This window comes from Vibrio sp. 1288, assembly GCF_033344475.1.
The window spans coordinates 158,710-183,369 of record NZ_JAWPOX010000002.1; the positions used below are offsets into that span (position 1 = coordinate 158,710).

Genomic DNA, 24,660 nt, shown 5'->3' on the forward strand with positions numbered 1-24,660 from the left:
TATTTTTCGCTACGAATAGCTTTAAATTTTTTAGCTGATATCCAGCTTTAGTAGTTGCGAATGGCGCTGAATGCCGCAAGCAACTTCTGTGAATCTTTTTTGCCTGGTGCGCTTTCTACACCAGAGTTTAAATCTAATCCCAAGCAACCTAGTGTCGCTGCTTGTTGAGCATTTTCTGGCGACAGTCCGCCCGCTAGCATAATTTGACTTGGGTCGCCGATCAGTGACCAGTCGAACACTTGTCCGGTTCCACCTGTTTGAGTGCCAACTTGCGCATCTAATAGGTGACGGTCAATGTTGTCCGAAAGCAGTTCTGGCTTCGCATCTGTCACACCGTAAGCTTTCCAGATTTCAACACATGCTGGTAGCTCTGCTTTTAGCTGATTAACGTAAGCTTGGTCTTCTTGACCGTGCAGTTGCACCGCTTTTAAACCCAAAGAGGTCACGACAGAAGCAACAAAATCGATATCGTGATTTTGGAACACGCCTACGTAGTTAAGTGGAGCACCGCTCATGGTTAAGCGCGCACCTTCAAGGTCGACCGCACGCTTCGAATTCTCGACAAAAATCAGACCACCAAATACCGCACCAGCTTGGTACGCTTTCGCTGCGTCATCTGGGTGCGTTAAGCCACAGACTTTATTTTCGCCCAGCGTCACTTTGCGTACTGCAAGCTCTAGGTTGTCTTCCGCCATCAGTGAACTACCAATCAAGAAGCCGTCTGCGTATTCCGCTAAATCACGAACTTGTTGATGTGTATAAATGCCAGATTCTGAGATTACTGTTGCGTTAGGAGCCAGTTCGCGAATTGTCGGTGCCAGTTCTTTAGTACGATTCAAATCAGTACTTAGGTCGCGAAGGTTACGGTTATTAATGCCGATAACGCGTGCGCCTAGCTTAACTGCACGATGAAGCTCTTCTTCGTTGCTGACTTCGGTCAAGATACCCATGTTCAGGCTGTGCGCTACTTCTTCTAGCGCTTTGTACTCTTCGTCATTCAAGACAGAAAGCATCAATAGCACGGCATCAGCACTGTAATGACGCGCTAGGTAAACTTGGTAGGTATCTACCATGAAGTCTTTGCACAGAACCGGTTGTTTGACTTGACCACGCACTTGAGGAAGAAAGTCAAAGTTACCTTGGAAGTACTTCTCGTCTGTTAGGACTGAAATCGCATCAGCATGGTTGTTGTAAACCGATGCAATGTAATCCAAGTCGAAGTGATCACGAATCAAACCTTTAGAAGGAGATGCCTTCTTACATTCGGTGATGAAGGCCGTCTTTTCGCCACTCAGAGCATCGTAGAAGCTGCGGTCCGATGGCAGTAAATCAGACTGAAATGTGCTTAGCGGCTGAGACACCTTACGGTCTGCTACCCACTGATATTTGTCGCGGACAATTTTCGCCAGTACTTCTGCCATTTCTGCTTCTTTCTTAGAAACGTGTTCAGACAGGTTGTCAGCTTGCTGAGTGTTGAAGTCAGTCATCTTCTTCAATTCCTTAAGCGTGTGCGGCAAGTTGTTGTACCAAATGGTACGCCTTGCCTGAATTCATTGCCTCAATCGCTTGTTGCGTGTTGGCTTTTAAATCTTCGTGGCCGAATAGACGCATTAGCAGAGCAACGTTCACTGCCACTGCGCCCAATTGTGCGTCTGTACCTTTACCCGTCAGAATGTTGGTAATGATCGCTTTGTTTTCTTCAGGATCGCCACCTTTGATTGCTTCTAGTGGGTGCGCGTCTAGACCGAAGTCTGCAGGCGTTAATTTGTATTCTGTGATCTCACCGTCTTTGATTTCGGCAACGGTTGTTTCACCGTGAATTGCTACTTCGTCCAAGCCACTGCCGTGTACTACAGCGGCGCGCTTCATACCCATTTGTAGCATGGTTTCTGCGATAGGACGAACCAGTTCTTTACTGTAAACGCCCATCAATTCGATGTTAGGACGAGCAGGGTTAATCAGTGGGCCAAGAATGTTAAAGATGGTGCGTGTTTTCATGGTTTGACGCACTGGCATCGCATGGCGTACACCACCGTGGTACTGAGGTGCAAATAGGAAAGCAACACCAATATCGTCTACCGCTTTGCGCGTATCTTCTGCGCTCATAGCTAGGTTGATACCAAATGAATCAAGAAGGTCAGAAGAACCAGATTTGCTTGAAACGCTGCGGTTACCGTGTTTCGCTACTTTTAGACCACATGCTGCAGCAACAAACGCCGCAGTGGTTGAAATGTTGATGGTGTTGTGACCGTCGCCGCCAGTACCTACGATATCTGCGAAATCGTAATCTGGGCGAGGGAATGGGTTTGCATTTGCCAGCAGCGCTTTTGCCGCACCTGCTATTTCATCCGGCGTTTCGCCTTTGATTTTTAGTGCAGTTAGTGCTGACGCCATCAAAATTGGGTCTAGTTCCCCACGGATAATGATGTCGAATAGCTGTTGGCTCTCTTCCTGAGTAAGCGATTCTTGCTCGTACAGTTTGGTAATAATAGGGTTGATGATTGCTTCCATATTTCCTCTCCTAAATTTCTTATGTGCCAAGTGCTTTTTAAGCAGTGAGTGGGTTCGCTGAAGTTTGTTCTTCAAGTGCCCATTCGATGGCATTGGCCAACAGTGTTGCTCCGTAGGTCGTCATAATAGATTCCGGGTGGAACTGGAACCCGCAAACTTTATCTTCTTCATGTACAACAGACATTACCAAGTTATCCACTTCTGCTGTGATGGTTAGGCTCTCAGGAACCTTGGTCGCAACCAGCGAGTGGTAACGTGCAATTGCAAGTGGTGATGGTAGGTTTTGGTAAATCGCATGGTTTTGGTGCTCCATCATAGAGACCTTACCGTGAATGATTTCGCCCGCGCCAGCAACGGTGCCGCCGTATGCTTCAACAATCGCTTGGTGACCAAGACAAATACCAATCATTGGCACTTTGCCTTTCATACGTTGGATAAGCTCTGGCATTGAGCCTGCCTCTGACGGTGCGCCAGGACCTGGTGATAGCAGAACCACTGGGTTTTCAAGCTCGTTTACCGCTTGTTCGATGGTTTCTGCTGGGATGTTGTTTCGGTAAATCTTGACTGAGTAACCTAGCGAGCGGAACTGATCCACAAGGTTGTAGGTGAACGAGTCAAAGTTATCGATAAAAATGATATTAGCCATCTCTGAACCCTATTCCTTATTGTGACTTATGCGCTGCTTGGATAGCAGAGATTACCGCTTGTGCTTTGCCGCGCGTTTCGTCTGCTTCCGCTTGTGGATCAGAGTCGAACACCACGCCAGCACCAGCTTGAACTTGAGCAATGCCGTTCTCAACGTACGCTGAGCGGATCACGATACAGGTGTCGAGTGTGCCTTCACCAGTGAGGTAGCCAACAGCGCCGCCGTAGCTACCGCGTCGTGCGCCTTCTACATCGCGAATCAACTGCATGGCACGAATCTTAGGTGCGCCGGTGAGCGTACCCATGTTCATACATGCTTGGTATGCGTGCAGGGCGTCTAGGTCTTCACGCAGTTGACCAACCACACGAGACACCAAGTGCATTACGTGGCTGTAGCGGTCGACTTTTAGAAGGTCTGCTACGTGGCGAGTACCAGTTTGAGCAATACGAGCGACGTCGTTACGTGCCAAGTCAACCAACATCATGTGTTCTGCGTTTTCTTTCATGTCTGTGCGCAGTTCAAGTTCGATGCGGCTATCTAGGTCGAAATCAATCTCTCCATTCGGGCGTTTACCACGGCGACGTGTGCCTGCGATTGGGTAGATTTCAATTTGGTTGGTATCGGTTTCATACTTAAGCGCGCTTTCTGGTGATGCGCCAAACAGAGTGAACAGCTCATCTTGCATGTAGAACATGTAAGGGCTTGGGTTACTTTGTTTCAGTTCTTTATAAGCCGCCAGTGGAGAAGGACAAGGTAGAGTGAATCTACGAGACGGTACAACTTGGAATACATCGCCTTTCACTACGAACTCTTTTAAGTCGCGAACGGTTTGGCAGAAGTCTGCATCAGACACGCTAGGTTCTACCGTTACATCTGTTATTTGCTCTGCACTCGGCAACAGTTTTGGCGCTGCACACTGGGCGCTAATTTCTGCAATACGAGTCTCCAACGTTGTTTTCTCTGAACCATCAACAAACAACGTCGCTTGAAGCTGGCAAGATTCCGTTTGATGGTCGACAACAAGTAGTGTTTCCGCGACGTAGAAAACGTAATCTGGACACTGATTTGTTGCTTCGGCATTACCAAGCGGCTCAAAGTTTGCGACTAAGTCGTAGGCAAACAGACCACCAAGGAAAATTGCGTGTTTGTCTTGCTGTGAAATATCAAAACTATGCTGAACCAAACGCAGCGCATCGAAAGAAGAGGCTTCACGTAGGCGAGAGTCTTCATCTAACGTGTCGCATGGCTGGTGAAACTGCAAAGTTAGCGTTTCGCCATCGAACTTGCTCTCAACGTCACCACGGATGTTCTGGTTTAGGTGAGACAGTAGGTTTTTACCGTTATTGGTCAAGGCGTGCATGCTAACGGTATGGCCGAAGCAAACAATGCGAACCGCTGAATCTACGATCAGCAGGGATTTTAAATTTTGCTTTGAATCGATCTCAGCAGATTCCAGCAATAGGCTGTCAGTTTTGTTCTCACATAGTGTGTGGAACAAGCGAGTCGGGTCTTGAGTATAAGGGACGGAAGCCGTTAGCACTTCAAGCTGTCCAAGTTTCTTAATTTCAATGGCCTTGTTCACAAGACCTCCTTGTAGCTGTTTAAATCTTCCTGCCGTACATAGTCGCATAAAGCAAACGTTCTCCCAATCTAGAGTTGGCTATATTCGATTAATGTTTAGGCAGTTGAATGTGAAATGAGCAACAAAACAAAAAAGCCCGCTTAAGTAGCGGGCTTTACAACGTTTGGTTCTATAAACTAGAAGTATACGTTTGCCCACCAAGAACTAGTCCAAGTGCGCCACCAAGCAAGATCTGATGAGTTTGCCTTATTAAGACAAACCGCAACTTTCGCTTTTTGGTTTTGGTTAAATTCTTGTAACATGGTGAACCTTAAATTACGTACTTTGTATTTGTGTACTAGTTAACTAGTGCGAGAGTAAAAAGTCAACCCCAAAACGGCATTAAAACGATAAAAATATGAGAATTGATTTACATAGTCACACCACTGCATCGGACGGTCGGTTAGAGCCTAAAGATTTAGTGGAAAGGGCGCTGAGTTTTGATATCGAGGTTTTGGCGATCACTGATCACGATACGGTTGACGGTTTGGCGTTAGCTAAGCAATACGTTCAAGATAATAATTTGCCGATAAAAATCATCAATGGCATTGAGATATCGACCGTCTGGCAAAACAAAGACATTCATATTGTCGGCCTGAATATCGATCCGGAAAATGAACAATTATCTGCCCTCATAGAACAGCAGAAGCAGCATCGCATAACACGATCTGAGTTAATTGCAGAGCGACTACAAAAAGCAACTCGAGTAGGTGTGCTTGAAGAGGTAAGGCAAATCGCCGGTGATGCTCCAGTGACAAGAGCGCATTTCGCGAAATGGTTGGTAGATAATGGTTACGCAAAAACCATGCAAATGGTGTTTAAAAAATACCTAACGCGTAATAACCCAGGTTATGTACCACCGAATTGGTGTTCGATGAAGGATGCGGTTGATGCTATCCATGCGGCTGGTGGAATGGCGGTATTAGCGCATCCTGGTAGATATAAGTTGACAGCGAAGTGGATTAAGCGTCTTCTAGCAGCGTTTGTCGAAGCGGGTGGTGATGCGATGGAAGTTGCACAGCCACAGCAAGCGCAACAAGAAAGGCGCAACTTGGCTGATTATGCTATACAATACAAACTATTAGCCTCTCAAGGCAGTGATTTTCACTACCCATCACCGTGGATGGAGCTAGGAAGGAACCTATGGTTGCCTGCTGGCGTCGAACCAGTTTGGAAAGATTGGGGAATAGATCCTTCGTTGAATAATACTCAGTAATACGAAGTCGAGAACCCATAAAAATATAGAGCCGAGAGGCTCGATAATGAGGAATTACAATGAGCCAGTTTTTTTACGTTCACCCAGAAAACCCACAGGCTCGCTTGATTAATCAAGCAGTAGCAATCATTCGTAACGGCGGCGTTGTGGTTTACCCTACTGATTCAGGGTATGCACTTGGCTGTCAGTTGGAGAACAAACAGGCACTGGAACGAATCTGTCAGATTCGTCGTCTGGATGATAAGCATAACTTTACTTTGCTGTGTCGTGATTTGTCGGAGCTTTCTCTCTATGCGCGAGTGGATAACTCTGCATTCCGACTTCTGAAAAATAACACACCAGGTCCTTACACCTTCATCTTCAAAGGCACAAAAGAGGTGCCGCGTCGTTTGATGAATGCAAAACGTAAGACCATCGGTATCCGTGTCCCAGACAATCAAATTGCCTTGGACTTGTTGGAAGCATTAGGTGAACCGATGATGTCTACGTCGTTGATTCTACCTGGCAGTGACGTAACAGAATCTGATCCAGAGGATATTCGCGATAAACTAGAACATGCGGTTGATGTGATTCTTAATGGCGGTTACCTAGGTGAACAACCTACGACTGTAATTGACTTTAGCGAAGGTGAACCTGTTGTAGTTCGTTTGGGATCAGGTGACCCTGCACCATTCGAATAGTAGACGCACCACCGCCAAACAAAATAGGAGGCATCGCGCCTCCTATTTTAGTTGTCATATCGAATATCTCATTGAACTTAACTGATTGAGGTTAAGCAAAATCGAAAATGTCGATACCATTTTGTTCTGCATAGTTGATGTATGCAGAGCTCACACCGTTTAGTGTCACTTCAACATTGTATTCATCACTTGAGAATACTGCCCAGCCACATTCATTGTAAGATAAAGTCAGATCATCCGCTGAATCCAAGAACGTATCTCGAATGCCATCGTTATCAGTGTCTCGGCCCATATCAAAGACAAGTTTGTCATGGAAAATATTAAAATCGACAATGTCGGCTTTGACATCAATATCGTTGGAAGATACTGGCTGATCAGGTACACCAATAGCCAGGCGGTTTGTAAGCACGAAGGTGTCGTCTCCACAGCCACCGCTCAGTACTGATTCACCATCACCAACAACGAGTGTGTCGTTACCCCAGCCACCACTCAGGTAGTTGTTGCCTGAATAATCAAAAATTGTGTCGTCGCCACAGCCACCAAAGAGTTTGTCGTTTCCTAATCCTCCGGATAGGAAATCGTTTCCAAAGCCGCCAGAAACAAAGTCGTTACCTCGGCCACCAAGCAAGGTATCGTCTCCCCAGCCACCGAAGACAATATCATTACCTCCGTATCCTACAAACTTATCATCACCACAGAAGCCGAAGAAAATATCGGTTGTTTCAGAGCCTTTTGTGCCTGTCATATCGTCATCTTGAGATGTCCCAAAAATCCAATTTAGGTCGAGATTTAGCATAGACATTGTTCTATTCCTTTTTGTCTGATTTATGCCAATCGCCGAGAGTGCAGAGCGAACCTAGTGAGTCAGAGTACACGATAGCATTAGTGTTATTTTTGATGTGAACTAATGACTTAAAGACAATTTTTGTCTTGTTACCCACGACCTTGTTTTGCTATGAGTGCTCATTGTCTGCGGTGATTGGTATTACTTAGCAGCAAACAGGGACGGCTTATTCTTCGTTGCTTTCTAGCAATACGAACAGTAAACACACCCCAAGTGGTTATTGTTGTAACCCTGACAATTTTATCAGGTACCGCGTGGTTAAAGTGGTTCAGGAAGACCGATATTAGTGGGATTCTCGTTGAGCAATGCCTGCATTAAGTAGTAAAAAAGTTGCAGAATAGGACAAATATTTCAGTCATTTTTGAAGTGAATTTTGGTGTGGAGAATGGCGCCGATTTAGCTTACATTAACTAAGAAAGTTACGTATAATGTCCGACCGAAAAATCCCACTGAAATGGGTAAATAGCAAAATGCAGACCAATCCTGGTCTAGACGTCTGTGAAGACGACACATAGGTAGATAAATGAGCGAAAAGTTACAAAAAGTATTAGCACGTGCTGGTCACGGTTCTCGTCGTGAGATTGAATCGTTAATTAAATCTGGTCGCGTTAGCGTGAACGGTGTAGTCGCTAAGCTTGGTGAAAGACTTGAAGACGAGAGCAGCGTAGTTCGTATCGATGGTCACATTGTCTCTGCAAAGATTCAAGAAGAAGTGATTTGTCGTGTACTTGCGTACTACAAACCTGAGGGTGAACTGTGTACTCGTCACGACCCAGAAGGTCGTCGTACTGTTTTTGATCGTCTGCCAAAAATTCGTGGCTCTCGTTGGATTTCAGTTGGTCGTCTGGATGCGAACACTTCTGGTCTTCTACTTTTCACAACGGATGGTGAACTGGCGAACCGCTTAATGCACCCAAGCCGCCAAGTTGAACGTGAATACCTAGTACGTGTGTTCGGTGAAGTAACTGAACAGAAAGTTCGTAATCTAGTCAAAGGTGTTGAACTGGAAGACGGTTTAGCTCGCTTTGAAGATGTTGTTTACGCGGGTGGTGAAGGCATGAACCACACGTTTTACGTTGTTATCAACGAAGGTCGTAACCGCGAAGTTCGTCGACTATGGGAATCGCAAGAGTGTACCGTTAGCCGTCTGAAACGTGTTCGTTACGGCGACATCTTCTTAGATAAGAAACTGCCTCGTGGCGGTTGGATGGAGCTTGACCTGAAAGAAGTAAACTACTTGCGTGAGCTTGTAGAGCTTCGTCCAGAGAAAGAAACCATGCTTGATCTGAACAAAGACAACACGTCACGCAAACGTGAGCGTGCACGCAGCCAAAAAATTCGTCGCGCAGTTAAGCGCCATGAAGAGCGTGTTAACACGCCAAAAGGCCGCAGCAACAACCCTTCTCGTCGTAAGCCGAAGAAGACTGCTGGTGACCAAGGCGCACGCAACAAGCATCGTTAATCGATAGCAAAACATCAGAAAGGCTTGCCAATTCGGCAAGCCTTTTTCTTATCTGTTACATAACAAAAGGATCTAAAGCCGATATAGAGCAGGGTGCTTTGGATAAACAAATATCTCAGCTAAACAAAAACAACAGATAAAAAAATACCAGCACTAGGCTGGTATTTTTGTTCATGATGAAGAAACGTTAATCGCGTTTCCAAAGCATATGGCAGAACTTATGTTCAGGGTCTCGGCTGATTAGCATACGAGCAAATACGTCATCAAGAACGTCATTTTCCTCATTTACTAGGCCGATACGAACCTCTGCATATACTTCTTTGTCGATCTCGAAGCCAACATGTTCAACCCAGTCATCACCGGTTTCAACAAGTTCTGCGGCACCACGATCTTCAAATTGCGCAGTAAACAGAATCACGTCAGCAGGCTCTAGGTTATCTGGAGCCATCTCAAGGAAAATGTCGTACGCTGCGTCGATGACGTCGTCGTAAGAAATCAAATCAGACATGCTTATGCTCGGCTCATGTATTTACGTTCAGCTGTGTTAATGATAACTCGGTCACCAGTTGCAATGTACTCAGGAACCTGGATGACAAGACCTGAAGCGAAGCGTGCTGGTTTAGTACGAGCAGATGCAGAAGCACCTTTGATTGAAGGGTCAGTTTCTTCAATCACTAGCTCAACAGAAGATGGTAGTTCAATACCCACTGCAGCACCGTTAACAAGGATAATGTGGATACCTTGTGTATCTTCGTTGATGAACAGCATGTCGTCTTCAACTTCATTGTGCTTGAATGTGTATTGTGAGTAGTCTTCGTTATCCATGAAGATGTGCTCATCGCCGTCAGCGTATGAGTACACAACTGCACGTTTGTTCATTTCTACCGTTTCAACAACGTCATCAGACTTGTAACGCTCATCTACACGTGCGCCCGTGTTTAGATCTGTACAACGCATTTTGTAGATTTTAGCGCCGCCACGACCGCCAGGAGTCGTTACTTCGATGTCTTTAACTAGAAGAGTTTTACCATTAGACTCGATTGCGAAGCCTTTTTTGATTTCACTTGCCTTTGGCATTGTATATTCCTATTCATACTTATTAAGCAAAACTCGGTGATTATAGCGCTAAGTTAGCCGCCTAGCATTAAAATTCATTGCAGAAATTTGTTGTTACTCCCATGACTAAACACCTGAATGGACTTGATTCGGTGAGTCGGCTAAGAGAACATATAGCCCAACTTCTTGAACCATCTGAGAACACGTTTTAAGTCATGTCTCTGCCTGTTATCGATCCTAAACAACCATTTCAACCAGAGTTTGCGCCTTTAATTAGGGAAGTCACCGCTTGTCTCAAAGGTGGATTGGGGCAAAACTTACACAGCGTTTATGTATACGGTAGTGTTGCTCGTAAAACAGCGATCGTTGGGAAGTCGAACTTAGACCTGGTTGTCGTTACTCAATCATCCTTTGAGCACAATCGCGCGACTTTGCTCAACACAATTAAGTGGCGTGCGCAGCAGAGTTACTCTCACGTGAATGGTGTATCGGTCCGTACAGCCTTAGTGAGCGAAGTAGCTAATTTAGACAGTATTTTCACTTGGGGTTTTATGCTTAAGCATTGCTGTGTCTGTGTTTATGGTGATGATCTAGCAGACTGTTTTGGTGATTACGTCCCAAGTTGGGAAATTGCTAAGCACTGGAATATGGATGTGGAAGATTGGATTACGGCTTATCGCAAAAAAATCGTACAAGCGAAGACGATAGAAGAGCAGGTGGCCGCCCAGCGCGTGATTGCTAAAAAGTTACTAAGAGCGTCATACTCTTTGGTGATGTATCGAGATAAACGTTGGTTTGATGACCCCGTAGAGTGTGGCAAGGTATTCTTAACTTATCATCCTGAAAAGCAGCTTGAGATCGAGCGGCTAGAAATTTTACTTTCTGGCCGGGGGATTCCCAAGCGTTCTGTTATCGGGCTAATTGATGCGTTTGGTGATTGGTTAGTCAAACAGTACCAGAAAACAGAGTTTCGTATCGGCTAAAACAACCCCATTTGTGGCGCTGAAAGCCTGTCAAAGTCCGTCCCAATGAAAGGGAGAATCGCATCTGCAACGGGTTTGAGTTGTTTATCAATGTAATGTTGATAATCAATCGGGCTATTGAGGTACTCATAAGGTTCAGGGCCGTTCACGGTAATAATGTATTCAATTCGTCCTTTGTTTTGATACTGTAATGGGCGGCCAAGCTTGGCATTTATCTCATCCGCTAAACGAGCTGCGCGCACTTGTGGCGGGACGTTCTTCTGATACTCATGCAGTTTTCTGCGCAGTCGCTTTTGATACACCAACTGTTCATCAAATTCACCGTTGTTAGTTTTCTCAACCATCTCTCGGACATAGTCGCTTGGATCTTCACCATGGAAAATCATGCTATAGAGTGTATTTTGAAATTTCTGAGCTAACGAGGTCCAGTCAGTACGGGCACTTTCTAACCCTTTAAATACAATCCGTTCTTGCTCTCCTTCACCGATTAAACCCGCATAGCGCTTTTTCGAGCCAGTTTCTGCGCCACGAATCGTTGGCATAAGGAATCTGCGATAATGGGTTTCATACTCGATTTCCAACATAGATGTTAGGTTGTACTCAGAACGCAGGTGTTCTTGCCACCAAGAGTTGATGTAATCAACTAATTGATTTCCAACAGCGTCAGCTTCTACTTGACTGTATGGTCGATTCAACGACACGAATGTGGAATCCGTATCGCCGTAAATCACTTGATATCCTTGCTCCTCAATCAGCACCTTAGTTTGCTTCATGATTTCATGTCCGCGCATGGTAATACTAGAAGCTAACCGAGTATCAAAGAAACGACATCCCGATGAGCCCAGTACGCCATAAAAGGAGTTCATGATGATTTTGATTGCCTGAGAAAAAGCTTTTTCATTGTTCTTCTTTGCAACATCACGTGCTGCCCAAAGCTTTTCAATCATTTCTGGTAAAAAGTGTTTCGTACGATGGAACTGCCCACCGCGAAAGCCAGGTACAGCCTGATTTTCTTCTTTTCCAATATCGAGCAATAACCCTTCAACTAAACCCATAGGATCAATCAAGAAAGAGCGAATAATCGATGGATATAGACTCTTAAAATCCAATACTAAAACAGAATAATATAGGTTAGGGATGGAGTCCATCACGTAACCGCCTGGGCTAGCAATCCAATTTTCAGGGTGTAGGTTCGGAGCAACGTAGCCTGCTCGGTGTATCTGAGGCATGTATAGGTTTGTGAATGCTGCAACCGAACCGCCGACACGATCCAGTTCGACACCAGTGAGACGAGAGCGCTCTATTGCAAAGTCAAGCAGGTGAGTGTGATTGAAAATCTTATTCACTAACACGCAGTCTTGTAAATTATATTTAGCCAGCGATGGTTTGTCGGAGCGGTACATACGATTGATCTCATCCATGCGGTCATGCACGTTGTGGATTTCTTTACCTTCCCCCAAGAGTTCTTGAGATACAGACTCTAATGACCAAGATCGAAAGTGGTAAGTAGCCGTTTTTAGCGTATCGATACCGTCCATTACAACTCGCCCGGGAATGGAGATAAACCCTTGTTGGCTTTGAGATGAACTTCTAAAAAAGCTGGCTTGGTCTGCTCTGCCAAGCATTAGCTTCATGTTGTGCCATTCTGCTCGTTTGTGTAGCAGACGAAAGTCAAAATCAATGACATTCCAACCGACAATGACATCGGGGTCGAATTTTTTAAACCAATCGATGAGTGCTTCTAGAAGCGCTTTTTCATCCTTAGCCCATTGTATCGGTGTCTCCGAAGGTTCTGGTTCTCCGATCATGATAACGCGGGAATCCATGACGCTGTCTAATCCGATTGAGTAAAGAATGCCTTTCTCAGAGCATTCTAGATCTAACGAGACAACGTTTAACTTCGGCTCATATTGCCCCGCACGGCATTTTGCGCTCTGGACGCGTTGGTAGCCATTGGTGCGAGTCACATTGCCTGTAAACTCGATACTGCCTTTGATAAAACGCTCCATGAGGTAGCGATCGGCGAGGCGAATATCACTTTCGTACGTGGTGATATCTTTTTGAGCGAATGTGTCTTTGAGTGCGAGAGCGTCTCTGGTTACATTGGTATAGCAGGCAGAAAGAGGCGTATGTTCAAACGTTTTGAGATCCAAAAGGCGGATGTCGACGGGTATGTTTTTTTCTCGCGCGAGTGTTTTTGCTTGCTCTGAGTGTTTCTGAGCGATGAAAAATACTGGCTTCTCACCATTAATAATTAACTGAGTAGGACCTGCTTCTGTCGAAAGCCACAGCTCGATTTGAGTTTGACCTTTGATGTCTCGTGCCTGTCGAGTAAGCAGAAAGCCTTGTTGGATATTCAAATGTGAGAAACCTTAGAAAACTTGAAGAACGCTAGTTTAACATTAAGAACTGTAAAAATAACCAGTAAAGAAAACGGTTCAAATTTTTGCTGGAATTAGTGATTACAAGTTAGCCTCTAGTGCAAGAGGGATAGTGTCATTTTAAGTTATAGCGTGTTTCTCTGGGCAATATGAAACCTAGTTACTTGATTTATTGTACTTAATGTTGTTAATTGTCTTTTCTTAGATTTCGGTTCTGCTCATCACGCTCTAAAATAATAGAGTGGTTTATGAATAAGTTCTTGCTAAAGTTTGCGTTTCAGCACATATTCATAGAAAGCAATTTTTTGTCGATTACGTTAGTATATAGGCAGTCATACTGATATCCACATTTAACAAATAACGGTTATGTGGGTGCAGAACCAATACAAAGTGTGGAGATACAAGTTTGATAAATGTTTTCCTTGTAGATGATCACGAGCTGGTTCGCACAGGGATACGACGTATTATTGAAGACGTCCGTGGAATGAACGTAGCAGGAGAAGCTGACAGCGGTGAAGATGCAGTAAAATGGTGTCGCAGTAATCATGCTGACGTCGTTTTAATGGACATGAACATGCCAGGAATTGGCGGCTTGGAAGCCACTAAAAAAATTCTTCGCGTGAATCCTGATGTGAAAATCATCGTACTTACCGTTCATACAGAAAACCCGTTTCCAACCAAGGTGATGCAGGCAGGTGCGTCTGGTTATTTAACCAAAGGTGCTGGCCCTGACGAAATGGTGAATGCGATTCGTGTAGTTAATAGTGGGCAGCGTTACATCTCGCCAGAGATTGCGCAGCAGATGGCATTGAGTCAATTTTCTCCAGCCTCTGAGAACCCTTTTAAAGACTTATCCGAACGTGAATTGCAGATCATGCTTATGATCACCAAAGGCCAAAAGGTAACGGATATTTCTGAGCAACTTAATTTAAGTCCAAAGACAGTCAACAGCTATCGCTACCGACTCTTTAGTAAATTGGACATTAATGGTGACGTTGAGTTAACTCACTTAGCGATTCGCCACGGAATGCTGGACACCGAGACCCTTTAGCGTGAATCCTCCTTTCGATTCGGCTTCCTTTCTCAAGACAGTAACTCATCAGCCCGGCGTTTACAGAATGTACAACGCCGAAGCTGTTGTAATCTACGTAGGTAAAGCCAAAGACCTTAAAAAGCGCCTTTCAAGCTACTTTCGAAAAAAAGTAGACAGTGAGAAAACTCGCGCGCTTGTCAGTAATATCGCCAAAATAGACGTCACGGTGACTCACACTGAGACAGAAGCGCTGATCTTAGAGCATAACTACATCAAGCAGTATTTGCCGAAATACAATGTGTTGCTGCGAGATGATAAGTCTTACCCTTATATCTTTATTAGCGGTCATAAGCACCCACGGCTTTCTATCCACCGTGGCGCCAAGAAGCGCAAAGGTGAATATTTTGGCCCCTACCCAGATTCTGGTGCAGTAAGAGAAACATTGCATTTGCTGCAAAAGATATTTCCTGTGCGCCAGTGTGAAGACACTGTCTATTCCAACCGAACGCGCCCATGTTTGATGTACCAAATTGGTCGTTGTGCAGGACCATGCGTTAATACCATCATTTCTGATGAAGAATATGCAGAGTTGGTTGGCTTTGTGCGCATGTTTTTGCAAGGCAAAGATCAGCAAGTACTCAAACAGTTGATTGAGAAAATGGAAGTTGCCAGTCAGCAATTGCGCTTTGAAGATGCCGCTAAATTTCGCGATCAAATCCAAGCGATTAGGCGTGTTCAAGAGCAGCAGTACGTCTCAGAAGACAGCATGGATGATATGGATGTACTCGGGTTTGCTCAGGAGAATGGTATCGCGTGTATCCATATCCTGATGATACGCCAAGGCAAAGTGCTTGGTAGCCGTAGCCATTTTCCGAAAATCCCACAAAATACAAGCCAGCAGGAAGTGTTCGATAGTTTTCTGACTCAATACTACTTGAGCCATAACGAAGCACGTACAATTCCTTCTCGTATTATTTTGAATCAAGAGTTGGCAGAAGATATTGCGCCAATACAGAAAGCGTTAAGTGAAGTGGCAGGCCGTAAGGTTCATTTTCATACGTCGCCAACTGGCTCTCGAGCAAGGTATCTCAAGCTTTCGAACACGAATGCACTAACGGCGATTACCACCAAAATCAATCACAAGATGACGATTAATCAGCGTTTTCATGCGCTTCGCGAAACATTGAAGTTGGAGTCTATAGCTCGAATGGAATGTTTTGATATCTCCCATACGATGGGGGAAAGCACGATTGCGTCATGTGTGGTGTTCAACAACGAAGGCCCCGTAAAGCAAGAGTATCGTCGCTACAACATTACTGGGATTACCGGTGGTGATGATTACGCAGCAATGGGACAAGCGTTGGAGCGCCGTTATTCGAAGCAATTGGACGTAGAGAAAATTCCCGACATCATCTTTATCGATGGCGGTAAAGGTCAGTTAAATCGTGCGCATGACATCATTTCGCAATATTGGGGGGATTGGCCAAAGCGTCCCATCATGATTGGTATTGCAAAAGGCGTTACTCGCAAACCAGGTTTAGAAACGCTGATTACAGTCGATGGGGAGGAGTTTCATTTACCAAGCGATGCTCCTGCGCTGCACCTTATCCAACATATTCGTGATGAAAGCCATAACCATGCTATAGCGGGGCACCGTGCTAAGCGAGGTAAAACCAGACGTACGAGTGCACTCGAAGGGATTGAGGGAATCGGCCCTAAACGACGTCAGGCGTTACTCAAGTACATGGGTGGGTTACAAGAACTTAAACGTGCAAGTGTTGAAGAAATCGCCAAAGTACCGGGAATAAGTCACTCTTTAGCAGAAATTATTTTCCAAGCATTGAAACAATAAGGAAAATCGCGCAACATTAAGCCGCAATGTGTAAGAGAATAATAAAATGCGTTTGAATATCCCGAACATTCTGTCTCTTCTTAGACTGTTCCTAATCCCTGTTTTTGTGGTTGTCTTTTATCTACCTTATTCATGGGCACCGTTTGCAGCAGCAATGGTGTTTTGGGTAGCGGGTTTTACTGACTGGCTTGACGGCATGTTGGCCCGTAAACTTGGCCAAACTTCTCGTTTTGGCGCGTTTATTGATCCTGTCGCTGATAAAGTGCTAGTGGCAACGGCATTGATTCTAATCACGGAACATTATCATTCAATTTGGGTGACCATTCCTGCGGTAACGATGATTGCGCGAGAAATCATTATCTCAGCATTGCGAGAATGGATGGCTGAAATCGGTAAGCGAGCAAGTGTTGCGGTATCTTGGGTTGGCAAAGTAAAAACTGTTTCGCAAATGTTCGCCTTATGGGTGTTGATATGGCGTTACGATGAATGGATGGTTTGGCTAGGCTTTGCGGCCTTGTATGTGGCAACTTTCTTGACATATTGGTCAATGATTCAATATTTGGCTGCTGCGAAAGACGATCTGTTGAATGAAGAGCACCATTAAATTCTGATGTTAGAAAGCAGGCTTAATAGCCTGCTTTTTTGTATCTAAGACAATCTACAGCATTTTTTGGCTTCTCTCGCTTTTCAATGCTTGCTAACGGCCATGTTTGCAATTTGTATCTGGGGCTTTTGCTTCGATAGAGTTCTATTTGTGATCTAAGTCTTGTTTTTGTCCTTGGAGAGTCTTAGAGAGGCGAGTCTTCTGATTATTAATACTTCAATGCACGCAACGCACGGCCAGCAGTGTAAGGCGTAGCCAAAGTTTTATGATAAACAAGTGTATTTAAGCGATTTTTAGTATTAAAACTAAGCAATCCATCGTCTTTCGCACAAATTCTAGTCAAACGATTTAAAAAAATAAAAATAGTGTTGACTCGATCGCTCGAATCCGTAGAATGCATCCCGTACCCAAGAGAGCACGGCTCGAAAGGGTGGTGAAAAAGCTTAGCTTTATTCACAAATGAGGCGCCTTGGCAGAGTGGCTATGCAGCGGATTGCAAATCCGTGGACCTCGGTTCGACTCCGGGAGGCGCCTCCATTATTCTTTTGAGATCGAATGGCTTTCGAGAAAAATGCGACACTAGCTCAGTTGGTAGAGCGCAACCTTGCCAAGGTTGAGGTCACGAGTTCGAACCTCGTGTGTCGCTCCAAATTTTATTGATATGGCATTTAGCGGTATCAGATGGTGTTTTACTTTTCTGTAAAGGCATAACAAAGAATATTTGTGTGCCCTGGTGGTGGAATTGGTAGACACAAGGGATTTAAAATCCCTCGACGTTCGCGTTGTGCCGGTTCAAGTCCGGCCCGGGGCACCATCTCATATTAAATGCGACACTAGCTCAGTTGGTAGAGCGCAACCTTGCCAAGGTTGAGGTCACGAGTTCGAACCTCGTGTGTCGCTCCAGATTTAAGGCCTAACATGAAAATGTTAGGCCTTTTTCGTATTTTTTTGGAAATCTCAAACTTCTTTTCTGTCACAGACTTCGTTAAGTAGCGAACCCTTTGTCTCATTGACTCAAGTGATTGTTAATTCTGCCATTGCAAAACATCTTAGCTATTCCTACTAGTCTATGTTTAAACCATCACTTGTGGTGAATAACCACTCTTACTCCAGGCAAAGCTGTGACGAGAATGCTATCTTTTTAAATGTTCCGGATATAGAAAGGAATGTTTTACGATTAAGCAGCACAACCTTAAACCTCTGTTGGATGAGGTGATGATATCTCAAGAATATTTGTTTAAATAACAGCTGTTTGAGAGAAGCAGAAAAGCATAGCTCATGAATATGAACATGCGAGTTACGATGGGGTATGTTTTGTTGTGATTTACATCACTGTTACTAATATGAAAAATCGTTGCCAGAAGATTTTATTTTGTGATAAATTCGCGCGCAATCTCGGAGCGTAATTAACAACGTTTGATCTCTGGGGGATACGCGTAGTGACCATTCAAGCTGATTGTGACACTGCGTAGGGTAGGTATCGGCAAAGCCTTTTGTCGATAGACGGGATACTAATGCTGTAAACGCGGCATATTAATGGGAAACCCAACATTGAAACCTTTGAATAAACACACACTAATCAGCTTCATACTGCCGAAATGTCCTGTTTTACAAAACGGGTGCATTACAGAACCTTGATTAATCCCTTTTACATATAAAGCCGCGAGTATCGTGGCGGATGATCTGTATTTGTCATTTATGCACTGACAAATGCGGAGGGGTATTCACACCTCCTGTAATTTCATTCTAATGATTATTAATACAGGATACAGAATTATTATAATTCAAGGGATTATGTAGTATGAGCACTGCCTTTGAAGTCGATAGCAATATCGCAAACATTTTTTCGTCTCAGGTTCCTATCGTTGAGGGAACGTATGACTTAACGCCAGATCAAGTATTGATTGATCAGGCTGAGCATGAATCTGAAGTACGTTCTTATCCACGTCGTTTGCCGATCGCAATTAAACAAGCCTTTGGGTGCTTGGTTGAAGATACGCGTGGACAGATCTTTCTAGACTGCCTTGCGGGGGCAGGCACTCTAGCTTTGGGGTATAACCATCCTGAAATAAACCAAGCTCTGAAAGAGCAATTAGATTCAGGACTGCCATATCAGACGCTAGATATTGCAACATCAGCAAAAACGACGTTTATTCAATCTGTTAAGTCTTTTCTTCCTCAAGAGTTAAGCGAGAACAGCGTTATCCAATTTTGTGGCCCGTCTGGAGCTGATGCGGTTGAAGCTGCTATCAAGCTCGCGAAACAGACTACCGGTCGCAACACTATGTTTGCCTTCCGTGGCGCATACCATGGTATGACTAATGGTACGATGGGGATGATGGGTAACTTAGGCACCAAAGCTCGTCGAACTGGTTTGATGTCGGATGTGCACTTTATGCCTTTCCCATACAACCTGCGTTGTCCTTTTGGGCTTGGCGGTGATGAAGGTGCAAAAGCAAGTATTCGCTATATCGATCGTCTTTTAAACGATGATGAGTCAGGCATTATGAAGCCTGCCGCGATTATCGTGGAGCCAGTGCAAGGTGAGGGTGGTGTTGTTCCTGCGCCAGCATTCTGGCTACGAGAGTTACGTCGTATTTGTGATGAACACGGTATCTTACTGATCTTCGATGAGATCCAGTGTGGTGTTGGTAAAACTGGCTACAATTTCGCGTTCGAAGAGTCGGGCATTGTTCCAGATATTCTGTGTTTATCAAAAGCAATTGGCGGTGGATTACCAATGTCGCTATTGGTTATCAACAAGCAACATGATACATGGAAGCCGGGCGAGCACACAGGTACATTTCGTGGTAACCAGTTAGCCATGGTCTCTGGTGCGAAAGCATTAGAAATTATCCAGCGTGATAATCTTGTTGAGCATGCCAATATTGCGGGTCAGTACTTGCGCTACGGCCTTGAAAGTATTCAAAAGCGTGTGAACTGTATCGCAGAGGTTCGTGGCAAAGGTTTGATGCTAGGCGTGGAGATTAAAAATCCAGACGGTGAGCTCAATAAATTTGGTGAACCTCAAGCGGATAGTGAACTCACACTTTCCATTCAACGCGCAGCACTCGAGCGTGGCTTGATCGTTGAGAAAGGTGGACGCGAAGGCGCAGTAATTCGTTTCCTTCCTCCTCTTATCATCTCGTTTGAGCAAATCGACTTTGTTTTACGTGTATTTGAAGACGCGATTTTAGCCGCTGGCGGTAGTCACATCGAAACTCAGCCACAAGATGAATGGAAGAAGCATTTCATCCACACTGGAGAGATGGGCAGCAATGAATTTGCTTCGGTGATGAATCACACTACTACGGCAATGAAGTCAGTGTTTGAACAAGTGACTGCACCGTATTCAGGTATGGATCCAAAAGCATTGGAAGCAGCGATTCACGACGTTGATCTTGATAATGGAAATGCACCTCTTAAATCCGTTATCGACGATGCTGCTGAGCTGGTCGCGAAAAACGCAATTTTTACTCAACATCCAGATTGTATTGCTCACCTACATACTCCACCGTTGATGCCAGCGATCGCGGCAGAGGCAATGATTGCGGCTTTGAACCAGTCGATGGACTCATGGGATCAAGCTTCATCAGCGACTTATGTTGAACAGAAAGTTGTGAACTGGCTATGCGATAAATATGAGTTAGGTGCAAAAGCGGACGGTATCTTCACGAGCGGCGGCACGCAAAGTAACCAAATGGGTTTGATGCTTGCGCGAGATTGGATTGCTGACAAACTCAGTGCACACTCAATTCAAAAGCTTGGCCTTCCTGAATACGCAGACAAGCTACGTATTGTATGTTCGAAAAAATCCCACTTCACGGTTCAAAAATCAGCGTCTTGGATGGGGTTGGGTGAAAAAGCGGTCATGACTGTCGATGCTAATGCCGATGGAACGATGGATGTCACTAAATTAGACGAAGTTCTCAATCAGGCCAAAGCAGAAGGTTTGATCCCATTTGCCATTGTTGGTACAGCGGGTACAACGGACCACGGTGCTATTGATGACTTAGACTTTATCGCCGATATCGCAGCGAAACATGACATGTGGATGCACGTCGACGGTGCATACGGTGGAGCTCTGATTCTAAGTAGCCAAAAAGCGCGTCTGAAAGGTTGTGAGCGTGCACATTCCATCAGCGTAGACTTCCATAAGCTGTTTTACCAAACCATCAGTTGTGGTGCGCTATTGGTAAATGACAAGTCTAACTTTAGATTCCTGCTTCACCATGCAGACTATTTGAACCGCGAACACGACGAACTACCGAACTTGGTGGATAAGTCTATTGCGACAACTAAGCGTTTTGATGCGCTCAAAGTGTTTATGACGATGCAAAGCGTAGGGCCAAAAGCCCTAGGCGATATGTATGATCATTTGCTTGAACAGACGCTTGAAGTGGCGGACATGATTCGAGATAACAAACACTTTGAGTTGTTGGCTGAACCATCACTATCTACGGTTCTGTTCCGCGCGACACATGAATCAGCGGATCTTGATGAACTGAACAAAACGTTGCGCTTAGAAGCGTTAACACGCGGTATCGCGGTATTGGGTGAAACCATTGTCGACGATAAAACTGCATTGAAATTTACGATTTTGAACCCGTGTCTGACGACGGCGGACTTTGAATCTTTGCTCTCAAAAATCAATACGCTAGCGGCAGAGCTAGTTTAACAAAGGTAACGGAAAACTATGGCAATTCTACAGATTGGTGCAGGCGGCGTTGGCTGGGTAGTTGCACATAAAGCAGCACAAAACAACGACGTTCTGGGTGATATCACAATCGCATCACGTACCGTAGGTAAGTGTGAGAAAATCATCGAATCGATTCAGAAGAAAAACAATCTGAAAGATTCAACTAAGAAATTAGAAGCGCGAGCGGTAAACGCGGACGACGTAGATTCTTTAGTTGCTTTAATTAAAGAAGTACAACCTGACTTAGTGATCAACGCAGGTCCTCCTTGGGTGAACATGTCTATTATGGAAGCATGTTACCAAGCTAAAGTGTCATACCTTGATACATCTGTTGCGGTTGATTTGTGCTCTGAAGGCCAACAAGTACCTCAAGCTTACGATTGGCAGTGGGGTTACCGTGAGAAGTTTGAAGAAGCGGGCATTACAGGTATTCTTGGTGCTGGTTTCGATCCGGGCGTAGTATCGGTGTTTGCCGCATACGCAGTGAAGCATCTGTTCGATGAAATCGATACTATCGACGTAATGGATGTAAACGCAGGCGACCACGGTAAGAAGTTCGCAACTAACTTTGATCCAGAAACGAACATGCTTGAGATTCAAGGCGATTCGTTCTACTGGGAAAACGGCGAGTGGAAACAAGTACCTTGTCACTCACGTATGCTTGAGTTTGAATTCCCGAATTGTGGTTCACACAAAGTGTACTCAATGGCGCACGACGAAGTTCGATCTATGCAAGAGTTCATCCCGGCGAAACGCATCGAATTCTGGATGGGCTTTGGTGACCGTTACCTAAACTACTTCAATGTGATGCGCGACATCGGTCTACTCAGCCCAGATCCACTAACGCTTCACGACGGTACGGTTGTTCAACCTTTGCACGTGCTAAAAGCACTACTACCAGATCCAACATCACTCGCACCAGGCTACACTGGCCTAACGTGTATCGGTACTTGGGTTCAAGGTAAGAAAGATGGTAAAGAGCGCAGTGTATTTATTTACAACAACGCTGATCACGAAGTCGCATACGAAGATGTTGAACACCAAGCTATCTCATACACCACTGGCGTACCAGCGATCACTGCGGCTTTGCAGTTCTTCCGTGGCAAGTGGGCAGACAAAGGCGTGTTCAACATGGAACAACTAGATCCAGACCCATTCCTAGAAACCATGCCATCTATTGGTCTAGATTGGCATGTTCAAGAACTGGATCCAGGACAACCTGTTATCCATAAATTGAAGTAAGAATTTAGCGACTCTTATTTGTACGTTTAAGCCGATGCACTTGCGTCGGCTTTGTTCGATTTTATAGTGCCTTTGCTAAGGCGAAGGGACGTAAGGTATCAAAATGCAACAAAACGAACTAAAAACGCCATACTTCATGATCAATGAAGATAAGCTGATTGAGAACCTAGAGAAAGCAAAACAGCTAAAAGACATCTCTGGTGTGAAGCTTGTATTAGCTCTGAAGTGCTTCTCAACATGGGGTGTATTCGACATCATCAAGCCTTACCTAGACGGAACAACAAGTTCTGGCCCGTTTGAAGTGAAGCTTGGCTACGAAACGTTTGGTGGTGAGACACACGCATACAGCGTGGGTTACAGCGAAGATGACGTTCGCGATGTGGCGGACATCTCTGACAAGATGATCTTTAACTCTCAGTCACAGCTAGCGGCTTATCGTCATATTGTCGAAGGTAAAGCATCGATTGGCTTGCGCCTGAACCCAGGTGTGAGCTATGCAGGGCAAGACTTAGCAAACCCAGCGCGTCAATTCTCTCGTCTTGGTGTTCAGGCTGATCACATCAAACCGGAAATTTTTGATGGTATTGATGGCGTAATGTTCCACATGAACTGTGAGAACAAAGACGTGGATGCGTTTATCGGTTTACTCGATGCTATTTCAGCTCAGTTTGGCGAGTACCTAGATAAGCTGGACTGGGTAAGCATGGGTGGCGGCGTGTTCTTCACATGGCCGGGGTACGATATCGAGAAGTTGGGGTTAGCACTTAAAGCGTTCTCAGAGAAACACGGCGTACAAATGTATTTAGAGCCGGGTGAAGCGATAATTACTAAGACCACTGATCTCGTTGTAACAGTGGTTGATATTGTAGAAAACGTAAAGAAGACGGCGATTGTCGATTCAGCCACAGAAGCTCACCGCTTAGATACGTTGATCTACAATGAGCCAGCGTCAATTCTTGAAGCATCTGAAAATGGTGAACATGAGTATGTGATCGGCTCGTGCTCTTGTTTGGCTGGTGACCAGTTCTGCGTGGCGAACTTCGAACAGCCTCTAGAGATAGGACAGCGTCTGCATATTCTAGATAGTGCCGGTTACACCATGGTGAAACTGAACTGGTTTAACGGTCTACGTATGCCGTCGGTTTACTGTGAACGCTCGAATGGTGACATTCAAAAACTGAATGAATTTGACTACTCTGATTTCAAACGCTCACTATCTCAGTGGTCAGTGAAATAAAACGTATTGAGTATTAGAACGACAAAGAGCAGCTGAATTGCTGCTCTTTTTATTGGGGAAGCGTTAAAGGTATGCAGTTAGCTTTCTACAATTACACGAGTGTCTTCACTCAGAGATTCTAACTCATTGGCTATGTCTTCAATTTCTAGCTCGCTAGGTAGTTTTATCGCCATTTTCGCGCTGAATAAGCTAGAGCTTACCCCTCCGCCTCCAGCAATGAATACACGCTGACAATCCATATCTAAAATTGAGATACCTTGATTATCGAGAACGTGAGTAATTTCATTCACAATACCCGCTCTATCGTTGGCATCTAAACGAAGTTGGAAGATAGTGTCTTCACGATATGAGTGAGGCTCAGAGTCGACGAACCTAACAACAAGAGTCTGACAAGAAGAGAACGCCTGTTTAACGATGTCGGCATTTTCTCTTGGAAGCTCCACTTTGATGACACCTGCAACTTGGTCTTCGATAAAGTTTACTTTGCTGATCAGCCATTTCCCGCCGTTTTCGTGTGTGATTGCAGCGAGCTCTTTAATCGTGGCGGGTGACGCTTGTCCGACAAAATTAACAATAAATACGGTGTTCATAAT

The 24,660-nt window shown here is 44.8% G+C and carries 20 protein-coding genes, 4 tRNA genes and 1 other annotated feature; of the genes, 14 read left to right on the forward strand and 10 right to left on the reverse strand.

What is annotated here, in order from left to right:
• Nucleotides 1–47: 47 nt before the first annotated feature.
• The 5 genes from trpCF to R8O11_RS02290 all read right to left on the reverse strand — a co-directional run bounded on the left by trpCF (nt 48) and on the right by R8O11_RS02290 (nt 5,041).
• Entirely contained in the window at nt 48–1,487 is a 1,440-nt protein-coding gene (gene trpCF, locus R8O11_RS02270; RefSeq protein WP_206949236.1) for a bifunctional indole-3-glycerol-phosphate synthase TrpC/phosphoribosylanthranilate isomerase TrpF, read from the reverse strand.
• 13 nt (nt 1,488–1,500) lie between these two features.
• Nucleotides 1,501–2,511 carry an anthranilate phosphoribosyltransferase gene (gene trpD, locus R8O11_RS02275; protein ID WP_206953364.1) on the reverse strand — a complete coding sequence of 337 codons (1,011 nt, stop codon included), beginning with the start codon at nt 2,509–2,511 and terminating at the stop codon, nt 1,501–1,503.
• Nucleotides 2,512–2,548: 37 nt separating this feature from the next.
• The gene (locus R8O11_RS02280; RefSeq protein ID WP_005376785.1) at nt 2,549–3,157 is read right to left on the reverse strand and encodes an aminodeoxychorismate/anthranilate synthase component II; all 609 of its coding nucleotides are present in this window, start codon (nt 3,155–3,157) and stop codon (nt 2,549–2,551) included.
• 16 nt (nt 3,158–3,173) lie between these two features.
• Complete coding sequence (locus tag R8O11_RS02285; RefSeq protein ID WP_238762367.1) at nt 3,174–4,739, reverse strand: anthranilate synthase component 1; 1,566 nt, start codon at nt 4,737–4,739, stop codon at nt 3,174–3,176.
• 126 nt (nt 4,740–4,865) lie between these two features.
• Nucleotides 4,866–4,969, reverse strand: a sequence feature (Trp leader region).
• Complete coding sequence (locus R8O11_RS02290) at nt 4,916–5,041, reverse strand: trp operon leader peptide (RefSeq protein ID WP_005376787.1); 126 nt, start codon at nt 5,039–5,041, stop codon at nt 4,916–4,918. Its footprint overlaps the feature before it by 54 nt.
• Before the next feature lie 95 nt (nt 5,042–5,136).
• Here R8O11_RS02290 and rnm point away from each other — a divergent pair, with 95 nt between their 5' ends.
• Together rnm and R8O11_RS02300 are read left to right on the forward strand one after the other, a co-directional pair.
• On the forward strand, nt 5,137–5,994 hold the full coding sequence (gene rnm, locus R8O11_RS02295; protein ID WP_005386777.1) for an RNase RNM: 858 nt from the start codon (nt 5,137–5,139) through the stop codon (nt 5,992–5,994).
• 59 nt (nt 5,995–6,053) lie between these two features.
• Nucleotides 6,054–6,674, forward strand: a complete 621-nt coding sequence (locus R8O11_RS02300) for an L-threonylcarbamoyladenylate synthase (RefSeq protein WP_005376791.1) — start codon at nt 6,054–6,056, stop codon at nt 6,672–6,674.
• 91 nt (nt 6,675–6,765) lie between these two features.
• Here R8O11_RS02300 and R8O11_RS02305 read toward each other — a convergent pair whose 3' ends face one another.
• Nucleotides 6,766–7,476 (reverse strand): calcium-binding protein, encoded by a 711-nt coding sequence (locus R8O11_RS02305; protein WP_005376796.1) that lies wholly within the window; start codon nt 7,474–7,476, stop codon nt 6,766–6,768.
• A gap of 565 nt (nt 7,477–8,041) precedes the next feature.
• Here R8O11_RS02305 and rluB point away from each other — a divergent pair.
• On the forward strand, nt 8,042–8,980 hold the full coding sequence (gene rluB, locus R8O11_RS02310; RefSeq protein ID WP_005376798.1) for a 23S rRNA pseudouridine(2605) synthase RluB: 939 nt from the start codon (nt 8,042–8,044) through the stop codon (nt 8,978–8,980).
• A 187-nt stretch (nt 8,981–9,167) separates the two neighbouring features.
• On the opposite strand, the gene R8O11_RS02315 is transcribed toward rluB, so the two are convergent.
• Nucleotides 9,168–9,488, reverse strand: coding sequence for an HI1450 family dsDNA-mimic protein (locus tag R8O11_RS02315; protein WP_005376800.1), 321 nt, complete (start codon nt 9,486–9,488; stop codon nt 9,168–9,170).
• Nucleotides 9,489–9,490: 2 nt separating this feature from the next.
• Nucleotides 9,491–10,057 carry an elongation factor P-like protein YeiP gene (yeiP, locus tag R8O11_RS02320; protein ID WP_005376801.1) on the reverse strand — a complete coding sequence of 189 codons (567 nt, stop codon included), beginning with the start codon at nt 10,055–10,057 and terminating at the stop codon, nt 9,491–9,493.
• Between the two features lie 194 nt (nt 10,058–10,251).
• Between yeiP and R8O11_RS02325 the strand changes: the two genes are divergently transcribed.
• Complete coding sequence (locus R8O11_RS02325) at nt 10,252–11,019, forward strand: nucleotidyltransferase domain-containing protein (RefSeq protein ID WP_318193880.1); 768 nt, start codon at nt 10,252–10,254, stop codon at nt 11,017–11,019.
• On the opposite strand, the gene R8O11_RS02330 is transcribed toward R8O11_RS02325, so the two are convergent.
• Nucleotides 11,016–13,379 (reverse strand): DNA polymerase II, encoded by a 2,364-nt coding sequence (locus R8O11_RS02330; protein ID WP_318193881.1) that lies wholly within the window; start codon nt 13,377–13,379, stop codon nt 11,016–11,018. The genes R8O11_RS02325 and R8O11_RS02330 overlap by 4 nt on opposite strands.
• A gap of 427 nt (nt 13,380–13,806) precedes the next feature.
• Between R8O11_RS02330 and uvrY the strand changes: the two genes are divergently transcribed.
• From uvrY to nspC, 10 genes are all read left to right on the forward strand, one after another.
• Complete coding sequence (uvrY, locus tag R8O11_RS02335; RefSeq protein ID WP_005386783.1) at nt 13,807–14,451, forward strand: UvrY/SirA/GacA family response regulator transcription factor; 645 nt, start codon at nt 13,807–13,809, stop codon at nt 14,449–14,451.
• 1 nt (nt 14,452) lies between these two features.
• Nucleotides 14,453–16,285, forward strand: coding sequence for an excinuclease ABC subunit UvrC (gene uvrC, locus R8O11_RS02340; protein ID WP_025998705.1), 1,833 nt, complete (start codon nt 14,453–14,455; stop codon nt 16,283–16,285).
• 46 nt (nt 16,286–16,331) lie between these two features.
• Nucleotides 16,332–16,889 (forward strand): CDP-diacylglycerol--glycerol-3-phosphate 3-phosphatidyltransferase, encoded by a 558-nt coding sequence (pgsA, locus tag R8O11_RS02345; RefSeq protein WP_005394805.1) that lies wholly within the window; start codon nt 16,332–16,334, stop codon nt 16,887–16,889.
• 463 nt (nt 16,890–17,352) lie between these two features.
• Nucleotides 17,353–17,426, forward strand: a tRNA-Cys gene (locus tag R8O11_RS02350).
• A gap of 36 nt (nt 17,427–17,462) precedes the next feature.
• A tRNA-Gly gene (locus R8O11_RS02355) sits at nt 17,463–17,538 on the forward strand.
• A 78-nt stretch (nt 17,539–17,616) separates the two neighbouring features.
• Nucleotides 17,617–17,703 (forward strand) — tRNA-Leu (locus tag R8O11_RS02360).
• Between the two features lie 13 nt (nt 17,704–17,716).
• Nucleotides 17,717–17,792, forward strand: a tRNA-Gly gene (locus tag R8O11_RS02365).
• Nucleotides 17,793–18,690: 898 nt separating this feature from the next.
• Complete coding sequence (locus R8O11_RS02370; protein WP_262681599.1) at nt 18,691–21,567, forward strand: pyridoxal phosphate-dependent class III aminotransferase; 2,877 nt, start codon at nt 18,691–18,693, stop codon at nt 21,565–21,567.
• Nucleotides 21,568–21,585: 18 nt separating this feature from the next.
• Nucleotides 21,586–22,830: a carboxynorspermidine synthase gene (locus R8O11_RS02375; protein WP_170891606.1), complete on the forward strand. Its 1,245-nt coding sequence runs from the start codon at nt 21,586–21,588 to the stop codon at nt 22,828–22,830.
• A 103-nt stretch (nt 22,831–22,933) separates the two neighbouring features.
• Nucleotides 22,934–24,067 carry a carboxynorspermidine decarboxylase gene (nspC, locus tag R8O11_RS02380; RefSeq protein ID WP_213906759.1) on the forward strand — a complete coding sequence of 378 codons (1,134 nt, stop codon included), beginning with the start codon at nt 22,934–22,936 and terminating at the stop codon, nt 24,065–24,067.
• Between the two features lie 77 nt (nt 24,068–24,144).
• Here nspC and R8O11_RS02385 read toward each other — a convergent pair whose 3' ends face one another.
• A complete protein-coding gene (locus tag R8O11_RS02385) occupies nt 24,145–24,657 on the reverse strand; it encodes a glycine cleavage system protein R (protein WP_005376814.1) in 513 nt (170 codons plus the stop codon).
• Nucleotides 24,658–24,660: the final 3 nt, after the last annotated feature.

Coding starts and splice junctions, on each gene's coding strand:
- trpCF (WP_206949236.1), bottom strand. CDS start 1,487: ATGACTGACTTCAACACTCAGCAAGCTGACAACCTGTCTGAACACGTT.
- trpD (WP_206953364.1), bottom strand. CDS start 2,511: ATGGAAGCAATCATCAACCCTATTATTACCAAACTGTACGAGCAAGAA.
- R8O11_RS02280 (WP_005376785.1), bottom strand. CDS start 3,157: ATGGCTAATATCATTTTTATCGATAACTTTGACTCGTTCACCTACAAC.
- R8O11_RS02290 (WP_005376787.1), bottom strand. CDS start 5,041: ATGTTACAAGAATTTAACCAAAACCAAAAAGCGAAAGTTGCGGTTTGT.
- rnm (WP_005386777.1), top strand. CDS start 5,137: ATGAGAATTGATTTACATAGTCACACCACTGCATCGGACGGTCGGTTA.
- R8O11_RS02300 (WP_005376791.1), top strand. CDS start 6,054: ATGAGCCAGTTTTTTTACGTTCACCCAGAAAACCCACAGGCTCGCTTG.
- R8O11_RS02305 (WP_005376796.1), bottom strand. CDS start 7,476: ATGTCTATGCTAAATCTCGACCTAAATTGGATTTTTGGGACATCTCAA.
- rluB (WP_005376798.1), top strand. CDS start 8,042: ATGAGCGAAAAGTTACAAAAAGTATTAGCACGTGCTGGTCACGGTTCT.
- R8O11_RS02315 (WP_005376800.1), bottom strand. CDS start 9,488: ATGTCTGATTTGATTTCTTACGACGACGTCATCGACGCAGCGTACGAC.
- yeiP (WP_005376801.1), bottom strand. CDS start 10,057: ATGCCAAAGGCAAGTGAAATCAAAAAAGGCTTCGCAATCGAGTCTAAT.
- R8O11_RS02325 (WP_318193880.1), top strand. CDS start 10,252: ATGTCTCTGCCTGTTATCGATCCTAAACAACCATTTCAACCAGAGTTT.
- pgsA (WP_005394805.1), top strand. CDS start 16,332: ATGCGTTTGAATATCCCGAACATTCTGTCTCTTCTTAGACTGTTCCTA.
- R8O11_RS02370 (WP_262681599.1), top strand. CDS start 18,691: ATGAGCACTGCCTTTGAAGTCGATAGCAATATCGCAAACATTTTTTCG.
- R8O11_RS02375 (WP_170891606.1), top strand. CDS start 21,586: ATGGCAATTCTACAGATTGGTGCAGGCGGCGTTGGCTGGGTAGTTGCA.
- nspC (WP_213906759.1), top strand. CDS start 22,934: ATGCAACAAAACGAACTAAAAACGCCATACTTCATGATCAATGAAGAT.
- R8O11_RS02385 (WP_005376814.1), bottom strand. CDS start 24,657: ATGAACACCGTATTTATTGTTAATTTTGTCGGACAAGCGTCACCCGCC.